Raw genomic sequence first — 22,325 nt, 5'->3', positions numbered from 1 at the left:
TCCCGGGGGCCCCCCCCGGGGGCCCGCGCCGGCCCGGCCCCGGCCTGCTGGCGACCTCCGGCCGGCATCGGCCGGGCCGGCCGGCCACACTTGCGAGTCACAGGATCGGAAGACCTCGGGGCTCCGCCCCGAACCCCGACCCTCCTCAGAGATGCCGCCGCGGATCTCCTCGCCGAGCACCACGAGGGCTACCAGCCTCCCCGGACGGGGACCAGGTCGTTCGTCCGGTAGGGCGCTCCACCGGGTCCCCGTCCGGGGAGGCTGGACGGTCTGGCGACTGCCCGACGAGGAGATCCGCTTCAACAGGCAGGCGAGGCAAGGAATCGCGAGGCCGTCCGGAAGCGCGCGATTACCCACCGCCACATCCAACAGCGATGGATAGCACGGACAGCCGTCCCGCCCGGAACGCGGTCAGATTCTCGGTCGTCAGTTGGTAGTACGACATGGGTGGATGACTCGTCTTCCAGCGGTTGACGTGCACGAAACAGCCGTGCCACCTGCCGTTGCCGATCATTTCGAAGTCAGGGAAGCCCAGATCCTTTGCTGGAGTGCTGACAACGAGCCCTGGTCCGGACACGCGGGTGAGGGCGTTGTCATCCGGAGGTCCGACGAAGATCGCGACTGCGGCGCGCTGCTCGGCGGGTGCCGTACCAGGATCGATGTAGTCGTGCACTCGCTCGTAACCGCGCACGCTGATCTGAGACACATAGCCTTGCGCCTCGGTCCCAGTGGCGTCTCTCAACTTGAGCACGCCGAAACAGCAGGCGGCAACGGCGACAACCGACAGCAGCCAGATGCGTCGGCGTCGCGAACGCACCGGGACGTTCGTGTCAGTGGCATCGTCGGGTCCAGGCACGACGACACAATAGGCCGGCCGACCCGCGCATGGGTGGGGCGCAAGGTCAATAACGCCGAACGGTCGGACTACCCTGGGCCGTCCGCGGGCCAGTAGCTGCAGGGCCGGGCGGTCACCAGCGGGCACTAGACGTCACTGGGTCGGCCGCCGCGAGCAGGCTTTTCGGACATCACGGCCGGGTGAGCGCGCTCTTCCAAACTGACGCCCCGCCCGACGAGCAGCACCTCTCCGGCCTGACGGTACCGTCCTAGCGGTGGCGGAAGGTGGCCGGGAGAGATGAACAGATACTGGCTCCACTTCGACATCTCCGTGATCTACCCGGGCGGCTGGCCGCCGGTGGTCGGTGTGACCGGCCAAGACCTCGATGACTGTCTGGAGATCGTCAGACACCAGTACGGACAGCAGGTGCCACCCATAACGAGGGTTGTCGAGGATCCAGACCTGACCGACTTCCAGCCCGGCAGCGTGCCCGGTGGTTGGTCGCTTGGGGTCCCGGTCTGGCGGGGCGTCTGGTACCCGCCCGAGAACATCACCGGACCCGAGCCGCCAGAACGCCAGCAACGCCACCCGCGATGGTGGGCATTGAGCCAGCGACAGTGACGTGGTTGGCGTACAGCCATCCGTACAGCCAAGCCGACCCGCTAACGCCGACGCTGCCCGACACCGGCGGACCGGCTAACCAGGTGCACAGGCGCCGGACGAGCCATCCGCGATCTTCTTCTAAACCCCCGGCACGGCCGGAGGAAATTCTCTGTTGGCGGCACTGCGCCAACTTGCCGAGCTGGTGTCATTCCTTCACGCGCCGAGGCGTCTCCGCCACAAGGTCCTCGGCATGCCGACGTCGGAACTCCACCAAAGTCAGTGCGGTTGCGGCCAAGAGCGTCAGTGGAGCCAGGACCAGGAGGTAGACGGCCCAAGGCGTGATGAACCCCAGGAGGAAGCACGCGACCACGACGATGGGCCATGACCACGCCAGGATGCCCGGTCCCCAGAACCGCCACGGCGACGCCCCTGGTACTGCCTCCCACGAGTTCAGGCGGCCGAGCAGTGCGCTGATCACGCTTGACCACACGCACAGCAGAATCAGGATGCATACAAACGGACCTAGGCCATCGGGCACGGCAAGATTGTTTGGCCCCGCCCAGTAGAAACGCAAGGGCGGAAGGTCCTCAGCGCCCCGAGGGTGACCGCGCCTCCGCGACGGTCCGCATCTGGTCCGCAAGAGGTCGACGGGCAGCGGGGGAGTGGTGTGAGACGTCAAGAGGTGTTTCCGCTGCTGAGCCGCCGTGTGCCCAGGTTGGGGGTACGGGCAGTTTGATCTCATAATCCGTCGGTCGCGGGTTCGAGTCCCGCCGCCCCACATATGTCCGAACTACCTCTGGGACTCGAATCGGCTGATCTCCTTGGTAGTCGCCGGCTTCACGGCCTATCGGCGGCGCTCAGCGTTAGCCGTTGCCGACCGCTGCGCCGGTGCGAGCATCGCCTGCAGCGAGCCAACACCGCGGCCGGCGGCGACCCAGACCGGTCGCGCCGCCGCCCGCCTCGTCGCCGTCATCAACGATCGCACCGCCGCCGAGAACCACTATGGATATATGACGCAGGGACCACTTGTCCGGTGGCCCCTGGTCCGTACGTTCGTATCGACTAGACTTCAGGTTGGCAGTTCAATCGTCGCTCTGCTGTTGCGGGCGCGACCTCGGGAAGGTGTTCCAGCACCTTCTCGGGGGCCCGTCCGATAATCCGGACGGTTCCTACTCGCAGAAGACGCGGACCTTGGTGTCGGGCTGGTCGACCTCGACCGTCATGTCGTCCAGGTGCTCGACGAGCGCCTCGAGCTGCTCGGGCTTGAGCTGGGTCAGGTCGAACGGCACGCCCGACCTGGTGAGCTCCGCGTTGGCCTCGCCGAGCGCCTGCGGCGGAATCAACGCGGCGAGCCGCACACCGGCCCGGAGCAGTTGCAGCGGCACCCGGATGTTGACCCGGCTCGGAATGCCGTCGTCGTTCGCGTCCACCATCACCCGCAGATACTTCGGCTTTCCCTTCGGCCGTACGTCCGACTCCGAGGCCACCGGTACCGGCTGGTCGCGCTCGAGGGCGGCGATGAGTTGATCCGCCTCGTCCGTAGTGATCTTCCCGTCGGCGAGCATCTGCAGGATCTCTTTGCGCTGTTCGTTCACTGTGTACCTCTCCTTTTCCGTGCCTCTACCTGATGTTCACGAGTACGGCGGTGCGCCCGTGCTCGACGTCGAGCCGGGTGCCGGGGAGACCGGACATGATCCGCCACCCCGTGCCGAGTGCCCGCAGCAGACTGATCCGGTACACCAGGCACGCGACCGCTGCGACGACTACCGCCAGGACCACCACCGGCGACAAGACAAGCAGTACGGGGAGCACCGGAACCCAGATCCGGATAGGGCGACCGTTCGGGCGCTTCACCCGTACGGTCAACAGTTGCGGCATCATGTGCGACCCTCCAACTCGCGCAATGCCTGCTGGGCGTTGATCTCGCCACGGCGCAGCCGGTCGATGATGTCGGCCCGCGACGGCGCCGGATCGGTCTCGACGAAGTCGAGCATCTGGGCGATCCGGTTGAGTCGCGACTTGATCGTCGGGTAGCTCACCCCGAAGATCCGCTCCATCTCCTTGATGGAACCGTGGCACCGGACGAACGCCGTGACGAACACCTGGTCTTCAAGGCTGAGCTGACCCAGTTGCGGGGGCTCGAACTCCCCCTCGATCGCCACGCCGCTGGCCAGGCGCACCCGCTCGACGACGAACGGCTGGCCCCGGGTCAGGTTCGTGAGTTCTTGCCAGTCCATCGCCCGCTCTGTCATATCTAAAGTTGTACCTTGAATATCTTCATCTCTCAAGAAGCTGACCTTAATTTTCTTAAACTCGACTCACCTGGGTTCCGGCCGGCCGCACACCGGTACACAGGGCCGTCAGGTTCCATGACGTTGCGGCCCGCCGGTTCGTCGCAGCTGCACGTTCCGTGAACCTGCATGGTGGGCGGCCGGCCTCGCGACAAGTCCGCGAAGACGCGCCCGCGCAATCCGCGCATCGCGGCGAGGCCGCCGACGCCATCAAGGTCGTCGCCTCCGACAACCTCCGCAACGCCGTGCTCGCCGGCGTCGACACGATCGAGCCCGGGCCGTCGGAGGTATACCCGGACCTGATCTGTCGCGATCCGGGCGCTACGTAGCGTCACGCCGAGCCGGCCTGGTTGCCGTCCGGACGTGCCGAGGAGAGTGCGTGCTCGAAGGGCGCCGCGCGATGACTGATGCCGCTGAGTTTCACCGGCCCGTCGAGGTCAACGCGGCTAACCTGGTTCCAGCCGCTCGGCAAAACCGACCAGTACCTGATGCTGCTGCCGCTGCTTGAGTTCGGCCGCCGCGACCAGGCTACCTTGCTGCGCAAGGCGCGGTCACCGACCTCGCCGGCGGCAGGGGCCACGCCCGTGACCTGGCCGCGCACGTGCTCAGCCCTTGCCGAGCAGTTTCAGGAACTGCAGCAGGCGGTCCCGACGCCGCCGCGTCGTCTTGGCCCCGAGCGCGTACAGGAAAGGCCATTGCGGGCCGTCGAAGTCCGCCGGTATGTAGCCCAGGTTGCGCAGAATGGTGCGCGTTCCCGAGAAGACGATTGCGCCGAAGCCTCCGGCTGCCCAGAGTGACGGTGCGCCGAAGGCGGCATCCGCGATGGACGTCACCGCTCCCATCACGCCCGCCGCGGCATCCAGCCGGCTCCGTCGCCATGCGGCCAAGATCGAGTCGTGGAACTTCTCGTGCTCCAGTTGGTGGCGCAGGTGGTGTAGGACGGCGCCGTCCAGCTCGGCGGGCGCTATGAGCTTGAGACTGTCGCATGTCCTGCGCATCCATTTCAGCAGGTCCGCCCGCCCCGAGCCGTCGAGGAACCGCCGGAGATCAGGCGCCCGTCCTCCGGCGAACTCGTCGAGACGGCGCAGCACCTCGATGGTCTGCAGCGCCAACTCGCCCATCGGCGCCGCTATCGACTGGACCTCGCCTCGCGGGCGAACGAGACTCGGGACGCCGGCCTGATCGGCGAGGATCTGCATGAAGCCGAGGTCGACCCGACTGAGGTGCATCGCGATGTCGGCGTCAGAGATCTTGAATGCCATTCCATGGTTGCGCGCGTCCCGGAGCATCGTCTTGACGACTATCGCGACCTCGCTGTGCGCGATCGTTCGCTTGGTCAGGTTGCGGGCGATGGTATCCATGGTGCCGCCTGGTATCTGTCGTGGCGTGCGCCGGTACACCTCATACAGTCGCCTGATCGCCTCCCGATGCTGATCCATGTGGGAGTCGGCCCACTCGTAGCCATCCTCCGGAGGCGCCTCGATCACCCGACGCTCACGAGGCGGCCTGCTCTTGTCCTCGTCGAGCAGCCTCTTGATTTCGTCATCGATGCGCGGCACCCACCGCGCCGACGGGCCAAACGGGTGCGCATTCCGGAAGGATTCGGACGTCAGCCAGCGCTCGCGCCCGACGATCCTGATTCTCCCCGAGTCGAGCAGCCACAGAATGTCATCCACCGCCACGTTCGACTCGCCTAGCAGCACGCTTGATGGCGCCCAGAGTGTCAGCGGTTCCGACAACAGCAGCATCTGCCGCAGATTGCGATAGCCGCGATTCTGGTACTCGTTGATGTGGCAGAAGGCGGGGAAGTCAAACATCGGAAACGGCCCGCCGATGAGCGTCGGGCGTGTCGACCAGATACGGAGCGTCCGAGATCGCCACCAGGTGCAGGTACTCGGCGTCATCGTTGCGGATCGCGTGGGAGACCAGCGCGGGAACGAGCACCACGACCACGCCGGAACCCGTGAACCGCTTCGTATGAATCCGGCTGTGCGGTGAACCGCCGTCCCAGACGAGCGACCAGGACCCGTTGTAGTTGCCGGCTCGGCCCGAGAGACGGCATGAGCAACGGGCCCGACACGACGGAACGAGCTGCTCGCGGCATCGGCGACAACGTGCCTGCCCCAACGGCAGGCGGTCCTGTCCGTCGGATCGATGATGATCGCCGAGCGAGTGCACCATCGACCGCGAGGTGCGGTGTCCCCATCTGTTCGGCGGGGCCGCCGCCGTCGCGGCGACGGCCCCCTGTCTGCCCGGTCGCGCCGGCCGAGAAGCAGATCAACCGGCTCGAACCGACGCGGCCTCCCACGCGAACCCGTCGGGATCGGTGAAGGGCCCGGCATCGCCGGCGATTGCGATCCGGTGCGATCCGGTGCCGTCCGGGGAGACGCCGGCGTCCTTGGCGGCGGCACGGCGGCTGTAGAGCGCCAGCTTGACGGGCGACCCCGCCGTCTCAAACTCGACGTACTTGCTGCCGAAGCTCTTCGCCACGGCCAGGCCGCGGTCGACGTAGAACTGCTTGCTTGCCTTGACGTCCGCGACGCCCAGCAGCAGCACGACGTCGTCGACCCGCCGGGTGGCCGGGCCGGTTTCCTTCTTCGCCGACGTGGCGACCTTCCAGATCGCCCCGTCCGGGGCCTGCACGACGCCGCCGTAGCCCCAGAAGCTCTTCTTGACCGGCTTCAGCGTGGTGGCGCCGTTGCCGAGGGCGGTGCCGATGAGGCTGTCGACGGTGCTCGGCTGGGACACCACGAGCGACAGGGTGAACCCACGGAAGCCGGTCGTCGGCGCCTCGGAGGCGCGGACGCCCACCACAGTGTCCAACCCGAACGCCGCTGCGTAGAAGGCGTCGGCGGCCGCGAGGTCGGGCACCTCCAGGGTGACGGACTCGATGGCGGCCATCTCAGTGCACCTCCTGGATGCGGACCATGTTGCCGGCGGGGTCGCGGAAGGCGCAGTCGCGCACGCCGTACGGCTGGTCGGTCGGCTCCTGGACGACCTCGGCGTCGCCGGCCTGCAGCCGCTCGAAGGTGCCGTCGAGGTCGGCGGTGGCCAGGATGATGCTGGCGTAGGTGCCCTTGGCCATCATCTCGGCGATGATGCGGCGCTCGTCGTCGGTGATGCCGGGGGTGGCGGCCGGCGGATGCAGCACGATGGACGTGCCGGGCTGGTTGGGTGGGCCGACCGTGATCCAGCGCATGCCCTGGTATCCGACGTCGTTGCGGACCTCGAAGCCGAGGGTGTCGCGGTAGAAGGCCAGGGCCGCGTCCGGGTCGTCGTGCGGCAGGAAGGTCTGGTTGATGGTGATGTCCATGCCGGTCACGCTAGTTGCGGCGCCGTGGCCGGTGCTTCTTGATTCCTGATCGGTCCGGTCACCTACACCTGAGTACGGCAGCTCATCCGCGCCGCCGCCGGGACCGGCAGGATCAGTGGCCATGACGACGGGTATGCGTACTCTCCTCGGCGGCCTGATCCTGGCCGCGGCGACGGTTGGCGCCTGGTTCGCCTGGCTGGGCTGGGAGTCCGGCTACACGGTCGATCCGGAGACCGGCGCGACCAGCGGCCCCTATGCGGTGTGGCAGGTGGCCGGCTGCGTGCTCACCCTGGCCGTGATCGCCGTCCTCGGCGGCTGGTGGCTCAGCCCCTGGCTGGTGGCGCCGGTGATGACGGTGGCGTTCACCGTCGCCTGGGCCGCGCACGCCGCGTCGATCGACGCCAGCGGCCTGTGGGCGGTGGGCGCCGTGCTGGTGCTGATCGGGATGGCGGCGGGGAGCACGGTGGTGAGCCTCGCCGCGAGCCTGGTCCGCCGCCACGTCTGAAGGCCGGGCCGATGAGCGGCCGCAACACCGACGACGAGGGGCCCCGCCGAACCGGCGGGGCCCCTCGTGGTCAGGAGGCGCTCAGGAGAGCGTCTTCAGGTAGTCGGGGTTGGCCTTCAGCCACTCCTCGACGGCCTTCTCCTCGGCACCCTTGTGGGTGTTGAACATCAGGTCCTCCAGGGAACCGAGCTGCTCACCGTCCATCTTGAACTTCTTCAGCATCGAGGCGACCTCGGGGAAGTCCGTGCTGAAGCCCTTCCGGGCGAAGGTGTTGATCTGCTCGGCCTGGCCGAGGGTGCCCTTCGGGTCGGCGAGGTCCTTCAGCTCGTACTTGGCGTAGGCCCAGTGCGGGTGCCAGAGGGTGACCACGATCGGCTTCTTGTCGGCGATCGCCCCGTCGAGCGCGGCGAGCATTGCCGGGGTGGAGGAGGTCTTCAGCTTCATCGTGCCGTCCAGACCGTAGCCGGGAAGCACCTTCTCCTGGGTGGCCTTGGTGAGGCCGGCGCCCGGCTCGATGCCGATCATCTGCCCACCGAAGGTGCCGGCCTTGCCGGCCAGGTCCTCCAGCGAGTCGACGCCATCGACGTACTTCGGCACGGCGATGCTCAGGCTGGCGTCGTCGTGCCAGACGCCGAGCTTCTCCAGCTTGTCGCCGTACTTCTCCACGTAGGAGGCGTGCGTCTGGGGCAGCCAGCCGTCCAGGAAGAGGTCGATGTCGCCGCCGGCGAGACCGCCGTAGACGAGACCGGCCTCCAGGTTCTTGAGCTGGACCCGGTAGCCCTTCTCCTCCAGGATGTGCTGCCACAGGTGAGAGGCGGCGATCGCCTCGTCCCAGGCCATGTAGCCGATGGTGATCTTCTTGCCGCGACCGGACGAACCGTCCGACTTTCCGCCGCAGGCGGCGGCGCCGCCCAGGGCCAGGGTGGCGGTCACCGCGAGCGCGAGGACGCGCTTCAGGGTCGTGAACACAGGGTTGTCCTTCCTGATTCGAGCCGGCGGACCCGCGTACGCGGGAACAGGGGTGCCGGCGGAGGGCGACGGTCAGGCCGCCTGCCGCGCGAGGCGCTGCGCCCGCGCGGAGGGGAACCGGTCGCCGACGGAATCGGTCAGTCGGTCGAGCACCACGGCGAGGACCACGACGGCGATGCCGCCCTCGAAGCCGCTGCCCACCTCGACCTGGGAGAGCGCGAACATGATCACGTCGCCGAGGCCGCCGGCGCCGACCATGCCGGCGATGACCACCATGGACAGGGCCAGCATGATCACCTGGTTGACCCCGGTCATGATCGTGGGCAGAGCCAGCGGCAGCTTGGTCCGGAGCAGCACCATCCACGGTGGCGCGCCGAACGACTCCGCGGCCTGGACGATCTCCTTGTCGACCTGGCGCAGGCCGAGCTCGGTCAGGCGTACGCCGGGCGGCATGCTGAACACCAGGGTGGCCAGCACGCCCGGCACGGTGCCGATGCCGAAGAAGAAGATCGCCGGGATGAGGTAGACGAACGCCGGCATGGTCTGCATCAGGTCCAGCACCGGCCGGGCCACCGCGGACGCCCGCTTGTTCTCGGCGACGAAGACGCCCAGCGGGATCGCCAGCAGCAGGGCGAGCACGCTGGCCACGAGCACCTGGGCGAGCGTGCTCATGGTCTCCTCCCAGTACGGCATCCCGGCCACCAGGCCGAGGCCGACCGCGGTGCCGAGGCCGAACTTCCAGCCGCGCAGCCACCAGCCGAGCGCGGCGAGGACCAGCACGACCGCCACCGCCGGTACGCCGGTGAGCAGGTCGCTGAGCGGCCGGACCAGCGCGTCGACCACGGCGGCGACCGCGTCGAAGAACGGGCCGAGGGTGCCGGTGGCCCAGTCGACGGCGGACTCGGTCCAGGCGCCCAGCGGCACCCGGGGCAGCCAGCTGTCGACCGGCGACTGCGTGAGGCTCATGCCGACTCTCCCTTCGTGGCGACCAGTTCGGCCCCGTCCGGGGCCGGCTCGTCGACCGGTTCGTCCACCGCGGGCACCTCGTCCGGGGTGGCGGCGGCCAGCGCGCTGAGCAGGGTGATCCGGGGGATCACGCCGGTCAGCCGGCCCCGCTCGTCCAGGACGGCCACCGGATGCTGGCTCTCCGCACATTCGGCGAAGAGGTCGGCCACGGCGGTGTCCTCGGTGACCGTGCGGACCCGCTCGGTCGAGACGTACCCGTCGAGGCTCTGCCGGCCCTCGCGGAGCGCGCGCAGCACCTCGTCCTCGGTGACCGTGCCGAGGAATTTCTTCATCGGCCCGGTCACGTAGACCACCGAGGTCTGGCTCTCCCGCAACGCCTTGGCGGCCACCCGGGGACCGGCGTTCACGTCCAGCACGTGCTGCGGCTTCTCCATCACCGACGCGGCGGTGAGGATCCTGGTCCGGTCGACGTCGGCGACGAACTGCGCCACGTACCCGTTGGCCGGGTCGGTGAGGATCTCCTCGGCCGTGCCGATCTGGACGATCCGGCCGTCCCGCATCACCGCGATCCGGTCACCGAGCCGCATGGCCTCGTTGAGGTCGTGGGTGATGAAGATGATGGTCTTGCCCAGCTCGGCCTGGAGTTCCAGGAGCTGGTCCTGGATCTCCCGGCGGATGAGCGGGTCCAGCGCCGAGAACGCCTCGTCCATCAGCAGGATGTCGGTGCCGGCCGCGAGCGCGCGGGCCAGCCCGACCCGCTGCCGCATGCCGCCGGAGAGGTCGTGGGGGAGCTTGTCCGCCCACTCCTCGAGGCCCACCATCCGCAGGGCGTCCATGGCCCGCTCGCGTCGCTCGGCCTTGGGCAGGCCGGCGACCTCCAGCGCGTACCCGGCGTTCTCCAGCACCGTCCGGTGTGGCATGAGCGCGAAGTGCTGGAAGACCATGCTGATCTTCTCCCGCCGCAGCTTGCGCAGCGCGGCGGGCTTGAGTGTGGTCAGCTCGACCCCGTCGATCCGCACGCTGCCCCTGGTGGGGCGCAGCAGGCCGTTGAGCATCCGGATGAGGGTCGACTTGCCGGAGCCGGAGAGGCCCATCACGACGAAGATCTCGCCGGGGCGTACCTCGAAGTTCGCGTCGATCACGGCGGCCGTGGCCGGCAGCCCGGCCAGGGCCTCGGCGCGGGGTGCGCCGTTCGCCAGGCGTCTTACCGCTTCGTCAGCTCGATTGCCGAATATTTTGTAGAGCGACTTCACTGCGAGCGCGGACACGATCCCCTCTCCGACGGAAACCGCTGGCGGATCGCGCCATCGGTGACCATCTTCGCGTCTCGTCCGTCGATATCAACATCGGTCACATTCATTGGGCCACACGGGCCGGCCGAGAAACTTACCGACGTCATCGGTGCAAATCCAGTCGGTACTGCGGGGAATGTGGATCTGCCCACAAAAATCTCCGGCCCACCGTTGTCGAATTCGGTCGTCCGCACGCACGCGGGACGTGCTCGCCGCCGGAGTCCAGCGAGACGATCACGTACGGTATGCGCCGTTCATCCCGCCTGGCGAGGCCCATCAGGTGGCGGATCCGCTGTCACCGTTCGTCCCCGATTGCGACGCCGGTGATAGAGAACCGTCATGGTCGGAGATTTTCGTCCCCGATGTCGGCGGCTCGTCAGGCCCGTATCGCGGGCACGGTTCCGCATTTCTCCGGGCTGCGGCGATAAATCGCCGAATATGGATCGTTGGTGACCGGCGGGGCGGGCGCGACGCCGATGGATGTGATACGGCGCGGCCGATCCGTACGATCGACGGGAGTGCGTCGCGAAAACCGCGCCGCGCCGGCAGGCATACTTGCCGGATGTCGAAACCGGCTCAGCCCGCCCGCCGGGAGGGGGTGTCGCCCATGCTGGCCGCGCTGCGCACCGGCACCCGCGAGCACCACCTCGCCCTGGAGCGCCACCTGGCCCTGCCCGGCCGGATCCGCGAGCGGGCGGACCTGGTGGCCGTCCTGTCCGCGATGCTCGCCTCCTGGGCGCCGCTGGAGCGGCAGCTCGCCGCCGCCGACTGGTCGGGGCTGCGGCTCGACGCCCGGCTCGGCGAGGCGGCCGAGCTGCTCCGGGCCGACCTGGCCGCCCTCGCCGCCGACTCGGCCGTAGTGCCCGACGCACCCTCCTCCGACGAACCGCCGGGTGTCCGGTTCGACACCCCGGCCCGCGCCGTGGGCGGGCGGTACGTCCTGCTCGGCAGCGCCCTGGGCGGCAGCGTCATCGCCCCCACCGTGGAACGGTGCCTCGGACTGGCCGAGGGGGCGGCGACGGGGTTCTTCCGCCGCAGCGGCCGGGTGCCGGGGCGCGACTGGCGCGACTTCCGCCGCGCCGTCGCTGCTCGCGAATGGTCGCCCGAGGAGCTGCGCGAGGCGACCGATGCCGCCCGGGAGACCTTCACGTTCATCGGCCGGGCCGCCACGCCGTTCCTCCGCCACGGGAGCACCGACCCCGCCGCGGCCTGACCCGCGGTCACGTCGGGCAGGCGTACGCCGGCAACAGCTTCCGCCCCCCGGCGCTGCCGCCGAAGATGACCGCCACCTTGGCCGCCCGACCCTGCAGGACCGGGGGACCGCGAGGCTGACCGCGGTCAGCCCTGGCCGGCGTGGAACTCCGCCGTCACGGTCCGCAGCGCCAGGGTCAGCTCCTTCGCCGTCGGCGCCGTCTCCGGGTCGACCAGCCACTGGGCCGCCACTCCACCGAGCAGCGACTGGTAGAAGGAGCCGACCGCGAGCGCGGTGGGCTCGTCGGCGTCCGGGTCGAGCCGGTGGAAGACCTCGGCGAGGCCGAGCCGGGCCTGCCGGGTGACGCCGGCGAACGCCTCGCGCAGCTCCGGGGCCCGGTCCATCTGGGCGATCAGCTCGAACTGAATGGCCCAGAGCGGTCGCAGCCGCGCGAAGGACTCGATGATCCGCGTCCAGGCCGCCTCGAACCGCTGCTCCGGTGTGGCGTCCGGACCGGCGTCGTGGGCCAGGGCGCGGTCCAGTTCCTCGCCCCACTCCGCCATGGCCTCGAAGAGGGCCTCGTTGAGCAGCGCCTTCGTGGTGCGGAAGTGGTAGCCGATGGCGGCCAGGCTGGTGCCGGCGGCGGTGGCGACGTCGCGCGCGGTGGTGGCCGCGTAGCCCTTCTCCATCAGGCAGCGCTTGGCCCCGGCGAGCAGGTCCTCCCGATTTCCCATGCCGACAGCGTAGCGAACTTCTTGAACAACCGTCTTGCACAAATGTCTAACACGCCTGTACCGTCTGCGGCATGACCGATGTGCTGATCTCCGGCGGCGGCGTCGCCGGACCCGCGCTCGCCTGGTGGCTGCGCCGCCACGGCTTCCGTCCGACCGTCGTCGAGCGGGCCCCGGCCCCCCGTTCCGGGGGCTACAAGGTGGACATCCGGGGCGCGGCCCTGACCGTTGTGGAGCGGATGGGCCTGCGCGAGCAGGTGGCCCGACACGACACCGGGATGCGGCTGGCCCGCTTCGTGGACGGCGGTGGGCGGCAGCTCGCCACCATGGACGCCGCGCTCTTCGGCGGCCGGGAGGGGGACGACGCCGAGATCATGCGCGGTGACCTGGCCCGCATCCTCATCGACGCCACGCAGGACGTCGAATACCTCTTCGACGACTCGATCGCCGCGCTGAACCCGTCCGCCGACGGCGTGGAGGTCGCCTTCGAGCGGGGGCCGAGCCGCCGCTTCGACCTGGTGATCGGCGCCGACGGCCTGCACTCGACGGTGCGCCGGCTGGCGTTCGGTCCCGGGTCGGCGCACCTGCGCCCGCTCGGGCACCACATTGCCATCTTCACGGTGCCGGCCGAGTACGCCGAGGAGCGCGTCGAGCTGATGCACCCGGCTCCGGGGCGCACGGTCGGCGTCTACCGGACCGCCGGCGCGCCGGACGCCCGGGCGCTCTTCCTCTTCCCGTCGCCGGCCGAGGAGCCCGACCACCGCGACGTGGCCGCGCAGCGGGCCGCGCTGGCCCGGTCGTTCGCCGGGGCCGGCTGGCGGGTGCCGGAGCTGCTGGCCGCGATGGCGGACGCGCCGGACTTCTACTTCGACTCGATGAGCCAGGTGCGGATGGACCGCTGGTCGACCGGCCGGATCGGGTTGGTCGGCGATGCCGGCTACGGGGCCTCGCCGGCGTCCGGGCAGGGCACCAGCCTCAGCCTCGTCGGGGCTTACGTGCTGGCCGCGTCGCTGGCCGAGGCGGGTGGCGACCCGGCTGCCGGGTTCGCCGCGTACGAGCGCCGGATGCGCCCGTTCGTCGCCGCGAACCAGCAGCTCGCCGAGCGGAACCTGAAGGGCATGGTGCTCGGCTCGGCCGCGCAGATCCGGTTCCAGACCCTGATGCTGCGGCTCATGCCGCACCTGCCCGGCCGGGAGGGCATGATCCGCCGGGTCACCGAGCCGATCCGCAAGGCGGCCACCGCGATCACCCTGCCGGACGTGCCGGCCCGCACGGCCTGAGCCCGGGCCGCGGGGTCCGCCGAGGTGGACCCCGCGCCGCCGCTCAGGCCTGGTCCAGGCGTTCCGCGTACGCGTCGCGCAGCTCGTCCCAGCCGAAGGCCTTCGCCTCGCCCCCGCGGATCGGGCCGACCGGGTCGCCGTCGAGCAGGTGGCCGGCGACATCCAGGCAGAGGTGCCAGCCGGCCGCCATCATCGGGGCGAGCTCGGGCTTGTCGATCCGGTGTCGCAGGGTCAGCCGGGTGCCGGTCCCCGTCGGGCTCAGCTCCCAGCGCAGCAGCCCGTCGCCCCAGGTGTACTCCAGCAGCGACGGTCGCTCGGCCCGCAACACGGTCGCCGTTTCGGGCCAGGTCTGGTCGCCGTCGACGGTGCTGAGCGTGGCGTCGCCCGGCGTGCCGAGGTCGCGGCTGGTCAGGAAGGGCGCCCAGCGGGCGAGCTGGTCCGGCTCGGTCAGCGCGGCCCACACCTTCTCCGGCGGGTGCCGCAGGTCCCGGACGAACACCAGGTCCCACCGGTCGTCGGCCGGTACGCGGGCGACCTCGGCGAGCGGGCCGGGTCGGAAGTTGTCGCGGTCCATCGGTCACTCCTGACTGTCGAGGTGGCGCTCCAAGGCGTCGAGGTGCTCCGCCCACATCCGCCGGTAGGGCCCGAGCCAGTCGTCCACGGCCCGCAGCCCGCGGGTGTCGATCCGGTAGATCCGCTGCTGGGCCGCGATGCGGCAGGTGACGAAGCCGGCCTCGCGGAGCACCTTCAGGTGCTTGGAGACGGCAGGTTGGCTCATCCCCAGCGCGTCCACCAGATCCCCGACGCTGCTCTCCGCCCGGCGCAGCCGGTCAAGGATGCGGCGTCGGGTGGGCTCGGCCAGAACGGCGAAGGCGTCGACGGACACCACTCAAATATGCCTCCAGCATCATATGTCTGTCAAGGCATACACCGAGTCCCGAGGACCACCTCCAGGTGCTCGACCTGTCCGCGCTCAGCGGGCCGGACCGTCGAAGTTGTGCCGCACCGTGTCCAACCGGCCGTCGTGGTCGCTGTCCAGGTACGTGACGTCCGGGACGCCGTCGCCGTCGAGGTCGACGTGGACCACGTCCGCGACGCCGTCCCCGTCCAGGTCGGTCACCACCTCCGTGGACCCGTCCAGGTGGCGGGTGACGATCGAGTACGCCCGGGGCGCCGGACCGGGTCCCGGAGGTGGACCCGGCTCGGGCTCCGGGGTGGGGGTCGGGGCGGGCGTCGGCGGGGTGGCGTGCGTCGACGGCGCCCCGTCCGGGTCGAGGCCCACGCCGGTCGGATCGATCTCCTCCTCCGACGGGTGGACGTCGCCGCGGAGGGTCGGGTCGCGGTAGCTGCTCATCCGTTCAGGGTTCCCCGCGTTGGGCCGGGGCAACCGTCGCTTGACAGGTTGACGGATGATGCACCCGGACCATGGCGTCGAGGTACGGGGGTGGAACGTGGAGCTGCACCGGAGTCGGGGAGCGTTGCCACTGGCCATCGTCTGCGTGGCGGGTGGCGTGATGGTCCTCGCCGTCGCCGGCGAGGGGCTGCTGCGCCGGCTGGTCGCGGTCGGCGCCGTCCTGATCGGCGTCAAGGTGCTGGTCGGCGCGTTGCGGCCGTTCCGCTTCGTGATCGGTGCCGACGGGCTGGAGGTGCGCCGGCCGAGGCTGCGCGGGACGTACCGGTGGGAGCAGTTCGACGCGCTCGCCATCGACGACGCGGGCCGGCTGGTCGGGGTGCCCGGACCCGGCCTGCCGTCGGGTCTGCCCGCCACCGTCCGGCATCCGTACGACGGCCGTCCCGCCGTGGAACTGCTCGATCTCACCCAGGTGCGGGAGAGCCCGGACGAGGTGGCGACGGCGCTGACCCAATGGTCGGGCGGCCGGTTCATCGACGCGCGTACCCCGCTCAGCGGGGTGGACCTCGACTTCACCATCGGGCTGCGCGGCTACGACGTTCGCGAGGTGGACCGACTGGTGCGCCACGCTCAGGACGCCCTCGCCCAGGGCGGAACGGCGCAGCGCCGGGCCGCCCGGGCCGAGATCGAGCAGGCCCGGGCCGCCGGTCTGCTGGTCGCGCTGCGGGGGTACAACACCGGCCAGGTGGACGTGGCGCTCGACGCCCTCAGCGCCGCCCTGACCGACAGTGACACGCCGACCGATCGGACGACCTCCGCGTGACCGACGGCGCCGCCCCGATCCCCGCCCGGCCGCCCGCCGCCGACCGCCGCGAACCGGCCTCCGTCGCAGACCGGAACTGGGCGGGCAACGTCCGTTACCGCGCCGCGCGGCGCCACCGACCGTCCACGGTGGATGAACTGCGTGGGCTGGTGGCCCGGACCGACCGGGTGCGGGCGGTGGGCACCGGGCATTCGTTCAACCGGCTCGGCGACACCACCGGCGAGTTGGTCTCGGTGGCCGGGCTGCCGCCCACGGTGGCGCTGGACCGGGACCGGGGCACCGTCACCGTCGCCGCCGGCCTGCGCTACGGCGACCTCGCCACTTGGCTGCACGCCGAGGGGTACGCGGTGACCAACCTGGCGTCGCTGCCGCACATCTCGGTGGCCGGGGCGGTCGCCACCGCCACCCATGGCTCGGGCCCGACCAACGGCAACCTGGCCACCGCCGTGGCCGCCCTGGAGCTGGTCACCGCCGACGGCGACCTGCTCACCGTGGACCGCGCCGATCCGCGGTTCGCCGGGATGGTGGTCAACCTCGGCGCGCTGGGCGTGGTCACCCGGGTCACCCTGGACGTGGTGCCCACGTTCGGCGTCCGGCAGTACGTCCGGCTCGGCCTGCCCCGCGACGCCCTCGACGCCGCGTTCGACGCGGCGTACAGCGTGAGCGCCTTCACCGGCTGGCGGTCGTCCCGGCTCGACCAGGTGTGGCTGAAGCAGCGGGCCGACCAGCCGCCGCCCCTGGCGGACTGGCTCGGCACCACCGCCGCCGAGGTGGCGTGCCACCCGGTGCTCGGCCTGCCGGCGGTGAACTGCACCGCCCAGCTCGGCGAGCCCGGGCCGTGGCACGAGCGGCTGCCGCACTTCCGGCTCGGCTTCACCCCGAGCAGCGGCGACGAACTCCAGTCCGAGTGGCACCTGCCCCGCACCGCGGCTGGTGCGGCGCTTGCCGCGTTGGATCCGGCCGCCACGCGGATCGCCGCCGTCCTCCAGGTCTGCGAGCTGCGGACGGTCGCGGCGGACGGGCTGTGGCTCAGCCCGAACCACGAGCGGGACAGCGTGGCGATCCACTTCACCTGGATCGGGGACCCGGCGGCGGTGACGCCGGTGCTGGCCGAGGTGGAGGAGCGGCTGGCACCCTTCGCGCCGCGCCCGCACTGGGGCAAGCTCTTCCTCCGCAATCCGGCCGCGACCTACCTGCGGTACGACGACTTCCGCGCCCTGCTGCGTGAGTTCGACCCGGCCGGGAAGTTCCGCACCGAGGAGCTGGACCGGTACTTCCCCCGCGCCTAATGGGTCGCGCGCTTCCGCCGAGATCCGTCACCGGTACGGGTCGGTGATCTCCTGGAGCCGGCTGAGGGCACGGCGAAGCTGGCTCGTGGTCTGCCGGCCGAGGTGCCGGGTCCACTCGGCCTCGACCTCCGCCTCGGCGGCCCTCGCCACCGCGACGGCGGCCTCGCCGCGCTCGGTGATGGTCACCAGCCGGGCGCGGGCGTCGGACGGGTCGGGCAGCCGGCGGACGTAGCCGCCGCGTTCGAGCTGGTCGACGAGGAAGGCGGCGGTCTGCTTGGTGATCCGGGCCTGCTCGGCCAGCTCGGTGACCCGGGTGCCCGCCGGGCCGATCCGGGCGAACACGCGGCCCTGCGCCACGGTCACGTCGTCGAAGCCGGCGGCGGCGACGGCGTCGAACACCCGGGTCTCCACGGCCCGGTACGCGATGAAGCAGAGCAGCCCGAGGTTCAGCTCGTCGTCGGCGGGTCCCGCGCCCATGACACCCCTTGACTCGGTCAGATATTCTGACGAATATTGGTCAGAGAATCGTACCAAATCAAGTCGCCGGCCAGGGGGCGGACATGAACCGTGACGACATCTGGCGGACCATCGACGACGAGCGCGCGAGCCTCGCCGACCTGCTCGACGACCTGGCGCCGCAGGAGTGGGAGGTCCCCTCCCTCTGCACCGGCTGGCGGGTCCGCGAGGTCGCCGCGCACCTCACGCTCGCCCACACCGGCATCCTGCCCGCGGCCGTGGCGATGCTGCGCGCCCACGGCGACTTCGACCGCATGGTCCGCGACAGCGCGCTGCGCGAGGCCCGGCTGCCCGTCGAGCGGTACGCCACCCGCCTGCGCGGCATGGTCGGCTCCCGCCGTACGGCGCCGCTGGTGAGCGACCTGGAGCCGCTGCTGGACATCCTCGTGCACGGCCAGGACATCGTCGTGCCGCTCGGCCGGAGCCGTCCGATGCCGACCGTGGCCGCCGCCACCGCCGCTACCCGGGTCTGGACCATGGGCTGGCCGTTCCACGCCCGCCGCCGGCTCGACGGCTTCGCGCTCACCGCCGTCGACCACGACTGGTCGGTCGGGCGCGGCCTCGGGGTGGAGGGGCCGATCGGGGCACTCCTGCTCCTGCTCACCGGGCGGTACGCGGCCGTCGGCGAGTTGACCGGTCCCGGCGTGCCGGACCTCACCGCCCGGCTGTCCTCCTCGCCGGGCTAACGCCGGGCCATCTGGTCGCGCATGCTGCCGCGCTGCACCGCCCGGCTGATGTCGCTGGGCGAGACGATCCCGACCAGCCGCTGGTCGGTCACCACGAGGGCCCGGCCGTCGGCGCACTGGTTGAGCCGGGGGAGCAGGTCGGTGAGCTGTTCGTCCGGGGAGGCGAGCACCAGCTCGTCGGCCCGGCAGGACACCTCGCCGAGGGTGGTGGCGGCGCGGCGATCGGCCGGGATGCCGCGTACCCGGTCGAGGGTGACCAGCCCGACCGGCCGCCCGTCCTCGGTCAGCGGCAGCGCCGAGTGCCGGTACGCGAAGAGGTAGTGGTCCACGAAGTCGGCGACGGTCATCTCGTTGGAGGCGGTCTGCGGCTGCGGGGTCATCACCTCGGACACGCGTATGCCGCGCAGGGCGCTGCCCATCTTCGCCTGGCGCTCCTCCATCCCCGCCGCGCCGATCAGGAACCAGCCGATCAACGCCAGCCAGAGCCCGCCGATGCCCGCCCCCGCCAGGAACCGCCAGAGCCCGAGGCCGATCAGCAGGATGCCCAGCCCCCACCCGGCGCGGGCGGCCACCACCGACGCCTTGGTCCGGTCGCCGGTGGCCTTCCACACCACCGCGCGCAGCAGCCGCCCGCCGTCCAGCGGCGCGGCCGGCAGCACGTTGAAGATCGCCAGCAGCACGTTGATGCCGGCCAGCCAGGACAGCGCGCCGAGCAGCAGACCGTGCCCACCCGAGAGAGAGATCACCACGGCGATCGCGGCGAAGAAGAGCCCGAGCAGCAGGCTCACCAGTGGCCCGATCCCGGCGATCCGCAACTCGGCGCCCGGATCCCGCGCCTCGCCCTTGAGCTCGGAGACGCCGCCGAAGAGCCAGAGCGTGATCCCCTCGACCTCGATCCCGTTGCGTTTGGCGATCACCGCGTGCGCCACCTCGTGGGCGAGCAGGCCGAAGAAGAACACCACCGCCGCGCTCAACCCCGCCACCAGGTAGGCGAAGGCGGAGTGACCGGGGTAGGAGCGTGGGAACAGGCTGGCGGAGAGCGCCCAGGCGATCAGCACGAAGATGACCAGGACGCTCCAGTTGACCCCGACGGGTACGCCCGCGATCCGGCCAAGCCGGAAGCTCGCCCTCATACGCCGGGCATACCCCGACGCCGGCCCGCCATGCCACCGATATCAACCTGCGATCATCGGCCGGGTGCCTCGCTGACCACCGTCGGCGAGAACTCGTTCGCCGCCTCGACCGCCCACTCCAGCGCGAAGTCGGCCTCCTCCTCCCAGCCCGGCTCGCCGCCCACGAAGTGTGACCGGTGGGGGTTGCAGCGGAACCCGGTTAGCGCGGTCGAACTCCGGTAGAGATTGGCGTTGGCGACCACCACCGACGGGGGCACCACGTGGTCGGCGCCCCCGGCCGTCAGCAGCAGCGGTGCCCGGTCGTCCCGTCTCTTGTCCACCTCGGTGGCCGCGTCCGGGTTCAGGTTGGCGAACGCCGCCTCGAACAGGACGTGGCCGGCGCCGGGTACGGCGTACCGCTCCCAGGCCGCGTCGGAGTCCTCGGGGCTGAGCGTGTTGCCGAAGGCGTACCGGAAGTCCTCCTTGCTGAACGGCACCGCGCGGTGCCGGTTCGCCGGATTCTGCAGGATCGAGAACGCGGAGCGCAGCGTGGTGAGCGGCAGCCGCAGCACGCCCTTGACCGGGGCGGGGTGCACGCCGACCCCGGCGGCGCCCAGCCTCCGGTCGAGCAGCAGTTGCGTGATCAGGCCGCCGAACGAGTGCCCCATGATGATCGGCGGTCGGGGCAGGTCCCGGATGATCGCCGCGTAGTGGTCGACCATGTCGGCGATCCGCTGCCCGGCGATCGGCGTCGGGTCCGCCCGCAGTTCCTCGACCTCGCGGTCCATCCCGGGCCAGGCCGGGGTGAGCACCTGGAAGCCCCGTGCCTGGTACCGGTCGACCCAGTGTTCCCAGCTGCGCGAAGTCATCCAGAGCCCGTGAATCAGCACGATCGTGTCGACCCGTCCCGTCGGTGCCGCCATGGTGGCCTCCCGGTGTCGCGGTGCGCGGACTCTGGGCGGTTACCCGGCCCGGCCGCCGTCACTCCCGGCGTGGCACGTACCCGGCGACGCCCTGGATCAGCAGGTCGAGGCCGAAGTCGAAGCGGGTGTCGCCGTCGCCGGCGAGCAGCGCGTCCAGGTGCTCCCGCAGGTGTGGGTAGCGGTTCGCCGGCAGGCTCCCGTAGTACCCGCTGAGCTGCTCGCGCATCCGCGCCCACCAGGTCTCCTGGTCCTGCCCCGCGGCGCGGACCTTCTCCGCGTAGAGGGCGCCTTCGTAGGCGTCCCCGGCGATGTAGAGGAAGAGCCGGTCGAGGAACCACGCGGCCTGCTGCGGCGGCACGCCGCCGGCGCGGAGGATGGCGAGCAGTCCGTCGGTGACCCGCAGCGCGTTCGGTCCGGTGGGAATGGTGGCCAGCGACGCCAGCGCCAGTTCGGTGTGCGTGGCGTTCGGCGGAGCGCTCGGCGTCGCCCTGCTCGGCACCGTCTTCTTCGACGGAATCGGTCACGGCGTGTCGCACGCGGTGCGGGTCACCCTCGTCGCGGAGCTGGGCCTGCTGCTGGTCACCCTCCTCGGCGCGTTCCTGCTGCCCCGCCGGGCCCGCGAGGGGCACTGACCGACCCGCCCGGCCGGCCCGGGGCGGGCCTGACAAATGTCATGGTCCAAAGGTGACGCGCGCTCCGCGGCACCTGGCCCCGCCGGCCGCAATATTCTTGTCATGACCGACACCGCACCGGCCGTCGAACTGGCCGGAATCACCAAGACCTTCGGCCCGGTGACCGCCGTCGACGGACTCAGCCTCCGGATCGAGCCGGGCGAGGTGGTCGCCTTCCTCGGCCCCAACGGCGCCGGCAAGACCACCACGGTGGACATGCTGCTCGGCCTGGCCCGCCCGGACGCCGGCACGGTCCGGCTCTTCGGCGGCACGCCGGCCGACGCCGTCCGGCTCGGCCGGGTCGCCGCCGTGATGCAGACCGGCGGACTGCTCAAGGACCTCACCGTCGCCGAGACGGTACGGATGACCGCGCACTTCTACGGCTACACCCGGCCGGTGGCCGAGGTGCTGGAACGGGCCGGCATCGCCGACATCGCCGACCGGTCGGTGGGCAAGTGCTCCGGCGGCCAGCAGCAGCGGCTGCGGTTCGCCCTGGCGCTGCTGCCGGACCCGGACCTGATGGTGCTGGACGAGCCGACCACCGGGATGGACGTCGAGGGCCGGCGGGACTTCTGGCAGGCGATCCGGGCCGACGCCCGCTCCGGCCGGACCGTCCTCTTCGCCACCCACTACCTGGACGAGGCCGACGCGTACGCGGATCGGATCGTGCTGGTCCGCCAGGGCCGGGTGGTCGCCGACGGCACCACCGCCGAGATCAAGAACCTGGCCGCCGGCCGGCTCGTCCGGGCCACCCTGCCCGGCGCCGACCAGGCCGCGCTGGCCGCGCTCCCGGGTGTGCAGGCGGTCGAGGTACGCGGCGACGCGATCCTGGTCCACACCGAGAACTCGGACCTCGTGGCCCGGCACCTGCTGACCCGGACCGACGCCCGGGACCTGGAGATCACCTCGCGCAACCTCGAGGACGCCTTCCTCGCCCTGACCACCGCCGCCTGACCGCCGACCCGCTGAGACCGGAG

31 protein-coding genes are annotated in these 22,325 nt (G+C 70.9%); 10 read left to right on the top strand and 21 right to left on the bottom strand.

Features of this window, described 5'->3' with window-relative positions; genetic code table 11:
- Positions 1–349 precede the first annotated feature (349 nt).
- Positions 350–856, bottom strand: a complete 507-nt coding sequence (locus ACFYOS_RS24030; protein WP_387145660.1) for a hypothetical protein — start codon at positions 854–856, stop codon at positions 350–352.
- Between the two features lie 276 nt (positions 857–1,132).
- Here ACFYOS_RS24030 and ACFYOS_RS24025 point away from each other — a divergent pair, with 276 nt between their 5' ends.
- Positions 1,133–1,456 (top strand): hypothetical protein, encoded by a 324-nt coding sequence (locus ACFYOS_RS24025; RefSeq protein ID WP_387145657.1) that lies wholly within the window; start codon positions 1,133–1,135, stop codon positions 1,454–1,456.
- A gap of 187 nt (positions 1,457–1,643) precedes the next feature.
- Here the strand turns inward: ACFYOS_RS24025 and ACFYOS_RS24020 are convergent, their stop codons facing one another.
- The 4 genes from ACFYOS_RS24020 to ACFYOS_RS24005 all read right to left on the bottom strand — a co-directional run bounded on the left by ACFYOS_RS24020 (position 1,644) and on the right by ACFYOS_RS24005 (position 3,726).
- A complete protein-coding gene (locus ACFYOS_RS24020; RefSeq protein WP_387145653.1) occupies positions 1,644–2,012 on the bottom strand; it encodes a hypothetical protein in 369 nt (122 codons plus the stop codon).
- 595 nt (positions 2,013–2,607) lie between these two features.
- Positions 2,608–3,033 carry a hypothetical protein gene (locus tag ACFYOS_RS24015; protein WP_387145650.1) on the bottom strand — a complete coding sequence of 142 codons (426 nt, stop codon included), beginning with the start codon at positions 3,031–3,033 and terminating at the stop codon, positions 2,608–2,610.
- Positions 3,034–3,058: 25 nt separating this feature from the next.
- A complete protein-coding gene (locus ACFYOS_RS24010) occupies positions 3,059–3,316 on the bottom strand; it encodes a hypothetical protein (RefSeq protein WP_387145647.1) in 258 nt (85 codons plus the stop codon).
- Positions 3,316–3,726, bottom strand: a complete 411-nt coding sequence (locus tag ACFYOS_RS24005) for a DUF2089 domain-containing protein (RefSeq protein WP_387145644.1) — start codon at positions 3,724–3,726, stop codon at positions 3,316–3,318. The genes ACFYOS_RS24010 and ACFYOS_RS24005 overlap by 1 nt, the downstream gene beginning before the upstream one ends.
- 122 nt (positions 3,727–3,848) lie before the next feature.
- Here ACFYOS_RS24005 and ACFYOS_RS24000 point away from each other — a divergent pair, with 122 nt between their 5' ends.
- A complete protein-coding gene (locus ACFYOS_RS24000; RefSeq protein WP_387145641.1) occupies positions 3,849–4,058 on the top strand; it encodes a hypothetical protein in 210 nt (69 codons plus the stop codon).
- 2 nt (positions 4,059–4,060) lie between these two features.
- Here ACFYOS_RS24000 and ACFYOS_RS23995 read toward each other — a convergent pair whose 3' ends face one another.
- From ACFYOS_RS23995 to ACFYOS_RS23975, 5 genes are all read right to left on the bottom strand, one after another.
- Positions 4,061–4,330 (bottom strand): hypothetical protein, encoded by a 270-nt coding sequence (locus ACFYOS_RS23995; RefSeq protein ID WP_387145638.1) that lies wholly within the window; start codon positions 4,328–4,330, stop codon positions 4,061–4,063.
- Positions 4,331–4,334: 4 nt separating this feature from the next.
- Entirely contained in the window at positions 4,335–5,546 is a 1,212-nt protein-coding gene (locus tag ACFYOS_RS23990) for a hypothetical protein (RefSeq protein ID WP_387145634.1), read from the bottom strand.
- Entirely contained in the window at positions 5,539–5,682 is a 144-nt protein-coding gene (locus ACFYOS_RS23985) for a hypothetical protein (protein WP_387145631.1), read from the bottom strand. Before ACFYOS_RS23985 ends, ACFYOS_RS23990 begins: the two co-directional genes overlap by 8 nt.
- A gap of 324 nt (positions 5,683–6,006) precedes the next feature.
- Positions 6,007–6,630, bottom strand: coding sequence for a glyoxalase (locus tag ACFYOS_RS23980; protein ID WP_387145629.1), 624 nt, complete (start codon positions 6,628–6,630; stop codon positions 6,007–6,009).
- Position 6,631: 1 nt separating this feature from the next.
- The gene (locus tag ACFYOS_RS23975) at positions 6,632–7,042 is read right to left on the bottom strand and encodes a VOC family protein (protein WP_387145626.1); all 411 of its coding nucleotides are present in this window, start codon (positions 7,040–7,042) and stop codon (positions 6,632–6,634) included.
- A 121-nt stretch (positions 7,043–7,163) separates the two neighbouring features.
- Between ACFYOS_RS23975 and ACFYOS_RS23970 the strand changes: the two genes are divergently transcribed.
- Positions 7,164–7,547: a hypothetical protein gene (locus tag ACFYOS_RS23970; RefSeq protein ID WP_387145623.1), complete on the top strand. Its 384-nt coding sequence runs from the start codon at positions 7,164–7,166 to the stop codon at positions 7,545–7,547.
- Positions 7,548–7,628: 81 nt separating this feature from the next.
- On the opposite strand, the gene ACFYOS_RS23965 is transcribed toward ACFYOS_RS23970, so the two are convergent.
- The 3 genes from ACFYOS_RS23965 to ACFYOS_RS23955 all read right to left on the bottom strand — a co-directional run bounded on the left by ACFYOS_RS23965 (position 7,629) and on the right by ACFYOS_RS23955 (position 10,753).
- Positions 7,629–8,516 (bottom strand): glycine betaine ABC transporter substrate-binding protein, encoded by an 888-nt coding sequence (locus ACFYOS_RS23965; RefSeq protein ID WP_387145620.1) that lies wholly within the window; start codon positions 8,514–8,516, stop codon positions 7,629–7,631.
- A 72-nt stretch (positions 8,517–8,588) separates the two neighbouring features.
- Complete coding sequence (locus ACFYOS_RS23960) at positions 8,589–9,482, bottom strand: ABC transporter permease (RefSeq protein ID WP_387145617.1); 894 nt, start codon at positions 9,480–9,482, stop codon at positions 8,589–8,591.
- Positions 9,479–10,753 carry a glycine betaine/L-proline ABC transporter ATP-binding protein gene (locus tag ACFYOS_RS23955; RefSeq protein ID WP_387145678.1) on the bottom strand — a complete coding sequence of 425 codons (1,275 nt, stop codon included), beginning with the start codon at positions 10,751–10,753 and terminating at the stop codon, positions 9,479–9,481. Before ACFYOS_RS23955 ends, ACFYOS_RS23960 begins: the two co-directional genes overlap by 4 nt.
- 583 nt (positions 10,754–11,336) lie before the next feature.
- Here ACFYOS_RS23955 and ACFYOS_RS23950 point away from each other — a divergent pair.
- Complete coding sequence (locus ACFYOS_RS23950; protein WP_387145614.1) at positions 11,337–11,987, top strand: biliverdin-producing heme oxygenase; 651 nt, start codon at positions 11,337–11,339, stop codon at positions 11,985–11,987.
- A 125-nt stretch (positions 11,988–12,112) separates the two neighbouring features.
- On the opposite strand, the gene ACFYOS_RS23945 is transcribed toward ACFYOS_RS23950, so the two are convergent.
- Positions 12,113–12,700: a TetR/AcrR family transcriptional regulator gene (locus ACFYOS_RS23945; protein WP_387145611.1), complete on the bottom strand. Its 588-nt coding sequence runs from the start codon at positions 12,698–12,700 to the stop codon at positions 12,113–12,115.
- Positions 12,701–12,771: 71 nt separating this feature from the next.
- Here ACFYOS_RS23945 and ACFYOS_RS23940 point away from each other — a divergent pair, with 71 nt between their 5' ends.
- Positions 12,772–13,977 carry an FAD-dependent monooxygenase gene (locus ACFYOS_RS23940; protein ID WP_387145609.1) on the top strand — a complete coding sequence of 402 codons (1,206 nt, stop codon included), beginning with the start codon at positions 12,772–12,774 and terminating at the stop codon, positions 13,975–13,977.
- Between the two features lie 43 nt (positions 13,978–14,020).
- Here ACFYOS_RS23940 and ACFYOS_RS23935 read toward each other — a convergent pair whose 3' ends face one another.
- The 3 genes from ACFYOS_RS23935 to ACFYOS_RS23925 form a co-directional block, all read right to left on the bottom strand.
- Complete coding sequence (locus ACFYOS_RS23935; RefSeq protein WP_387145605.1) at positions 14,021–14,551, bottom strand: SRPBCC family protein; 531 nt, start codon at positions 14,549–14,551, stop codon at positions 14,021–14,023.
- A 3-nt stretch (positions 14,552–14,554) separates the two neighbouring features.
- Positions 14,555–14,863 carry an ArsR/SmtB family transcription factor gene (locus ACFYOS_RS23930; protein ID WP_387145602.1) on the bottom strand — a complete coding sequence of 103 codons (309 nt, stop codon included), beginning with the start codon at positions 14,861–14,863 and terminating at the stop codon, positions 14,555–14,557.
- 87 nt (positions 14,864–14,950) lie between these two features.
- The gene (locus ACFYOS_RS23925) at positions 14,951–15,331 is read right to left on the bottom strand and encodes a hypothetical protein (protein ID WP_387145599.1); all 381 of its coding nucleotides are present in this window, start codon (positions 15,329–15,331) and stop codon (positions 14,951–14,953) included.
- A 55-nt stretch (positions 15,332–15,386) separates the two neighbouring features.
- Between ACFYOS_RS23925 and ACFYOS_RS23920 the strand changes: the two genes are divergently transcribed.
- Both ACFYOS_RS23920 and ACFYOS_RS23915 read left to right on the top strand, forming a co-directional pair.
- On the top strand, positions 15,387–16,151 hold the full coding sequence (locus tag ACFYOS_RS23920) for a hypothetical protein (protein WP_387145596.1): 765 nt from the start codon (positions 15,387–15,389) through the stop codon (positions 16,149–16,151).
- Between the two features lie 17 nt (positions 16,152–16,168).
- Positions 16,169–17,440 carry an FAD-binding protein gene (locus ACFYOS_RS23915; protein ID WP_387145676.1) on the top strand — a complete coding sequence of 424 codons (1,272 nt, stop codon included), beginning with the start codon at positions 16,169–16,171 and terminating at the stop codon, positions 17,438–17,440.
- Between the two features lie 27 nt (positions 17,441–17,467).
- Here the strand turns inward: ACFYOS_RS23915 and ACFYOS_RS23910 are convergent, their stop codons facing one another.
- Entirely contained in the window at positions 17,468–17,917 is a 450-nt protein-coding gene (locus ACFYOS_RS23910) for a MarR family winged helix-turn-helix transcriptional regulator (RefSeq protein ID WP_387145593.1), read from the bottom strand.
- Between the two features lie 83 nt (positions 17,918–18,000).
- Here ACFYOS_RS23910 and ACFYOS_RS23905 point away from each other — a divergent pair, with 83 nt between their 5' ends.
- Positions 18,001–18,642, top strand: a complete 642-nt coding sequence (locus tag ACFYOS_RS23905; protein WP_387145590.1) for a maleylpyruvate isomerase family mycothiol-dependent enzyme — start codon at positions 18,001–18,003, stop codon at positions 18,640–18,642.
- Here ACFYOS_RS23905 and ACFYOS_RS23900 read toward each other — a convergent pair.
- From ACFYOS_RS23900 to ACFYOS_RS23890, 3 genes are read right to left on the bottom strand one after another with little or no spacing between them, the layout of a single operon-like run.
- Complete coding sequence (locus ACFYOS_RS23900; protein WP_387145587.1) at positions 18,639–19,775, bottom strand: site-2 protease family protein; 1,137 nt, start codon at positions 19,773–19,775, stop codon at positions 18,639–18,641. The genes ACFYOS_RS23905 and ACFYOS_RS23900 overlap by 4 nt on opposite strands.
- Positions 19,776–19,828: 53 nt before the next feature.
- Positions 19,829–20,677 (bottom strand): alpha/beta hydrolase, encoded by an 849-nt coding sequence (locus tag ACFYOS_RS23895; RefSeq protein ID WP_387145585.1) that lies wholly within the window; start codon positions 20,675–20,677, stop codon positions 19,829–19,831.
- Between the two features lie 58 nt (positions 20,678–20,735).
- Positions 20,736–21,176, bottom strand: a complete 441-nt coding sequence (locus ACFYOS_RS23890; RefSeq protein ID WP_387145582.1) for a TetR/AcrR family transcriptional regulator C-terminal domain-containing protein — start codon at positions 21,174–21,176, stop codon at positions 20,736–20,738.
- Here ACFYOS_RS23890 and ACFYOS_RS23885 point away from each other — a divergent pair.
- Positions 21,070–21,309 carry a hypothetical protein gene (locus ACFYOS_RS23885; RefSeq protein ID WP_387145680.1) on the top strand — a complete coding sequence of 80 codons (240 nt, stop codon included), beginning with the start codon at positions 21,070–21,072 and terminating at the stop codon, positions 21,307–21,309. The two genes, ACFYOS_RS23890 and ACFYOS_RS23885, sit on opposite strands and share 107 nt — an antisense overlap.
- Before the next feature lie 102 nt (positions 21,310–21,411).
- The gene (locus tag ACFYOS_RS23880) at positions 21,412–22,302 is read left to right on the top strand and encodes an ABC transporter ATP-binding protein (RefSeq protein ID WP_387145579.1); all 891 of its coding nucleotides are present in this window, start codon (positions 21,412–21,414) and stop codon (positions 22,300–22,302) included.
- Positions 22,303–22,325 lie beyond the last annotated feature (23 nt).

Origin of the sequence: Micromonospora sp. NPDC005806, from assembly GCF_042871425.1 — a bacterium.
Classification (GTDB): Bacteria; Actinomycetota; Actinomycetes; order Mycobacteriales; family Micromonosporaceae; genus Micromonospora.
Note: the sequence above shows the minus strand (reverse complement) of the source record. Positions and strands in the feature narration are given on the sequence as shown.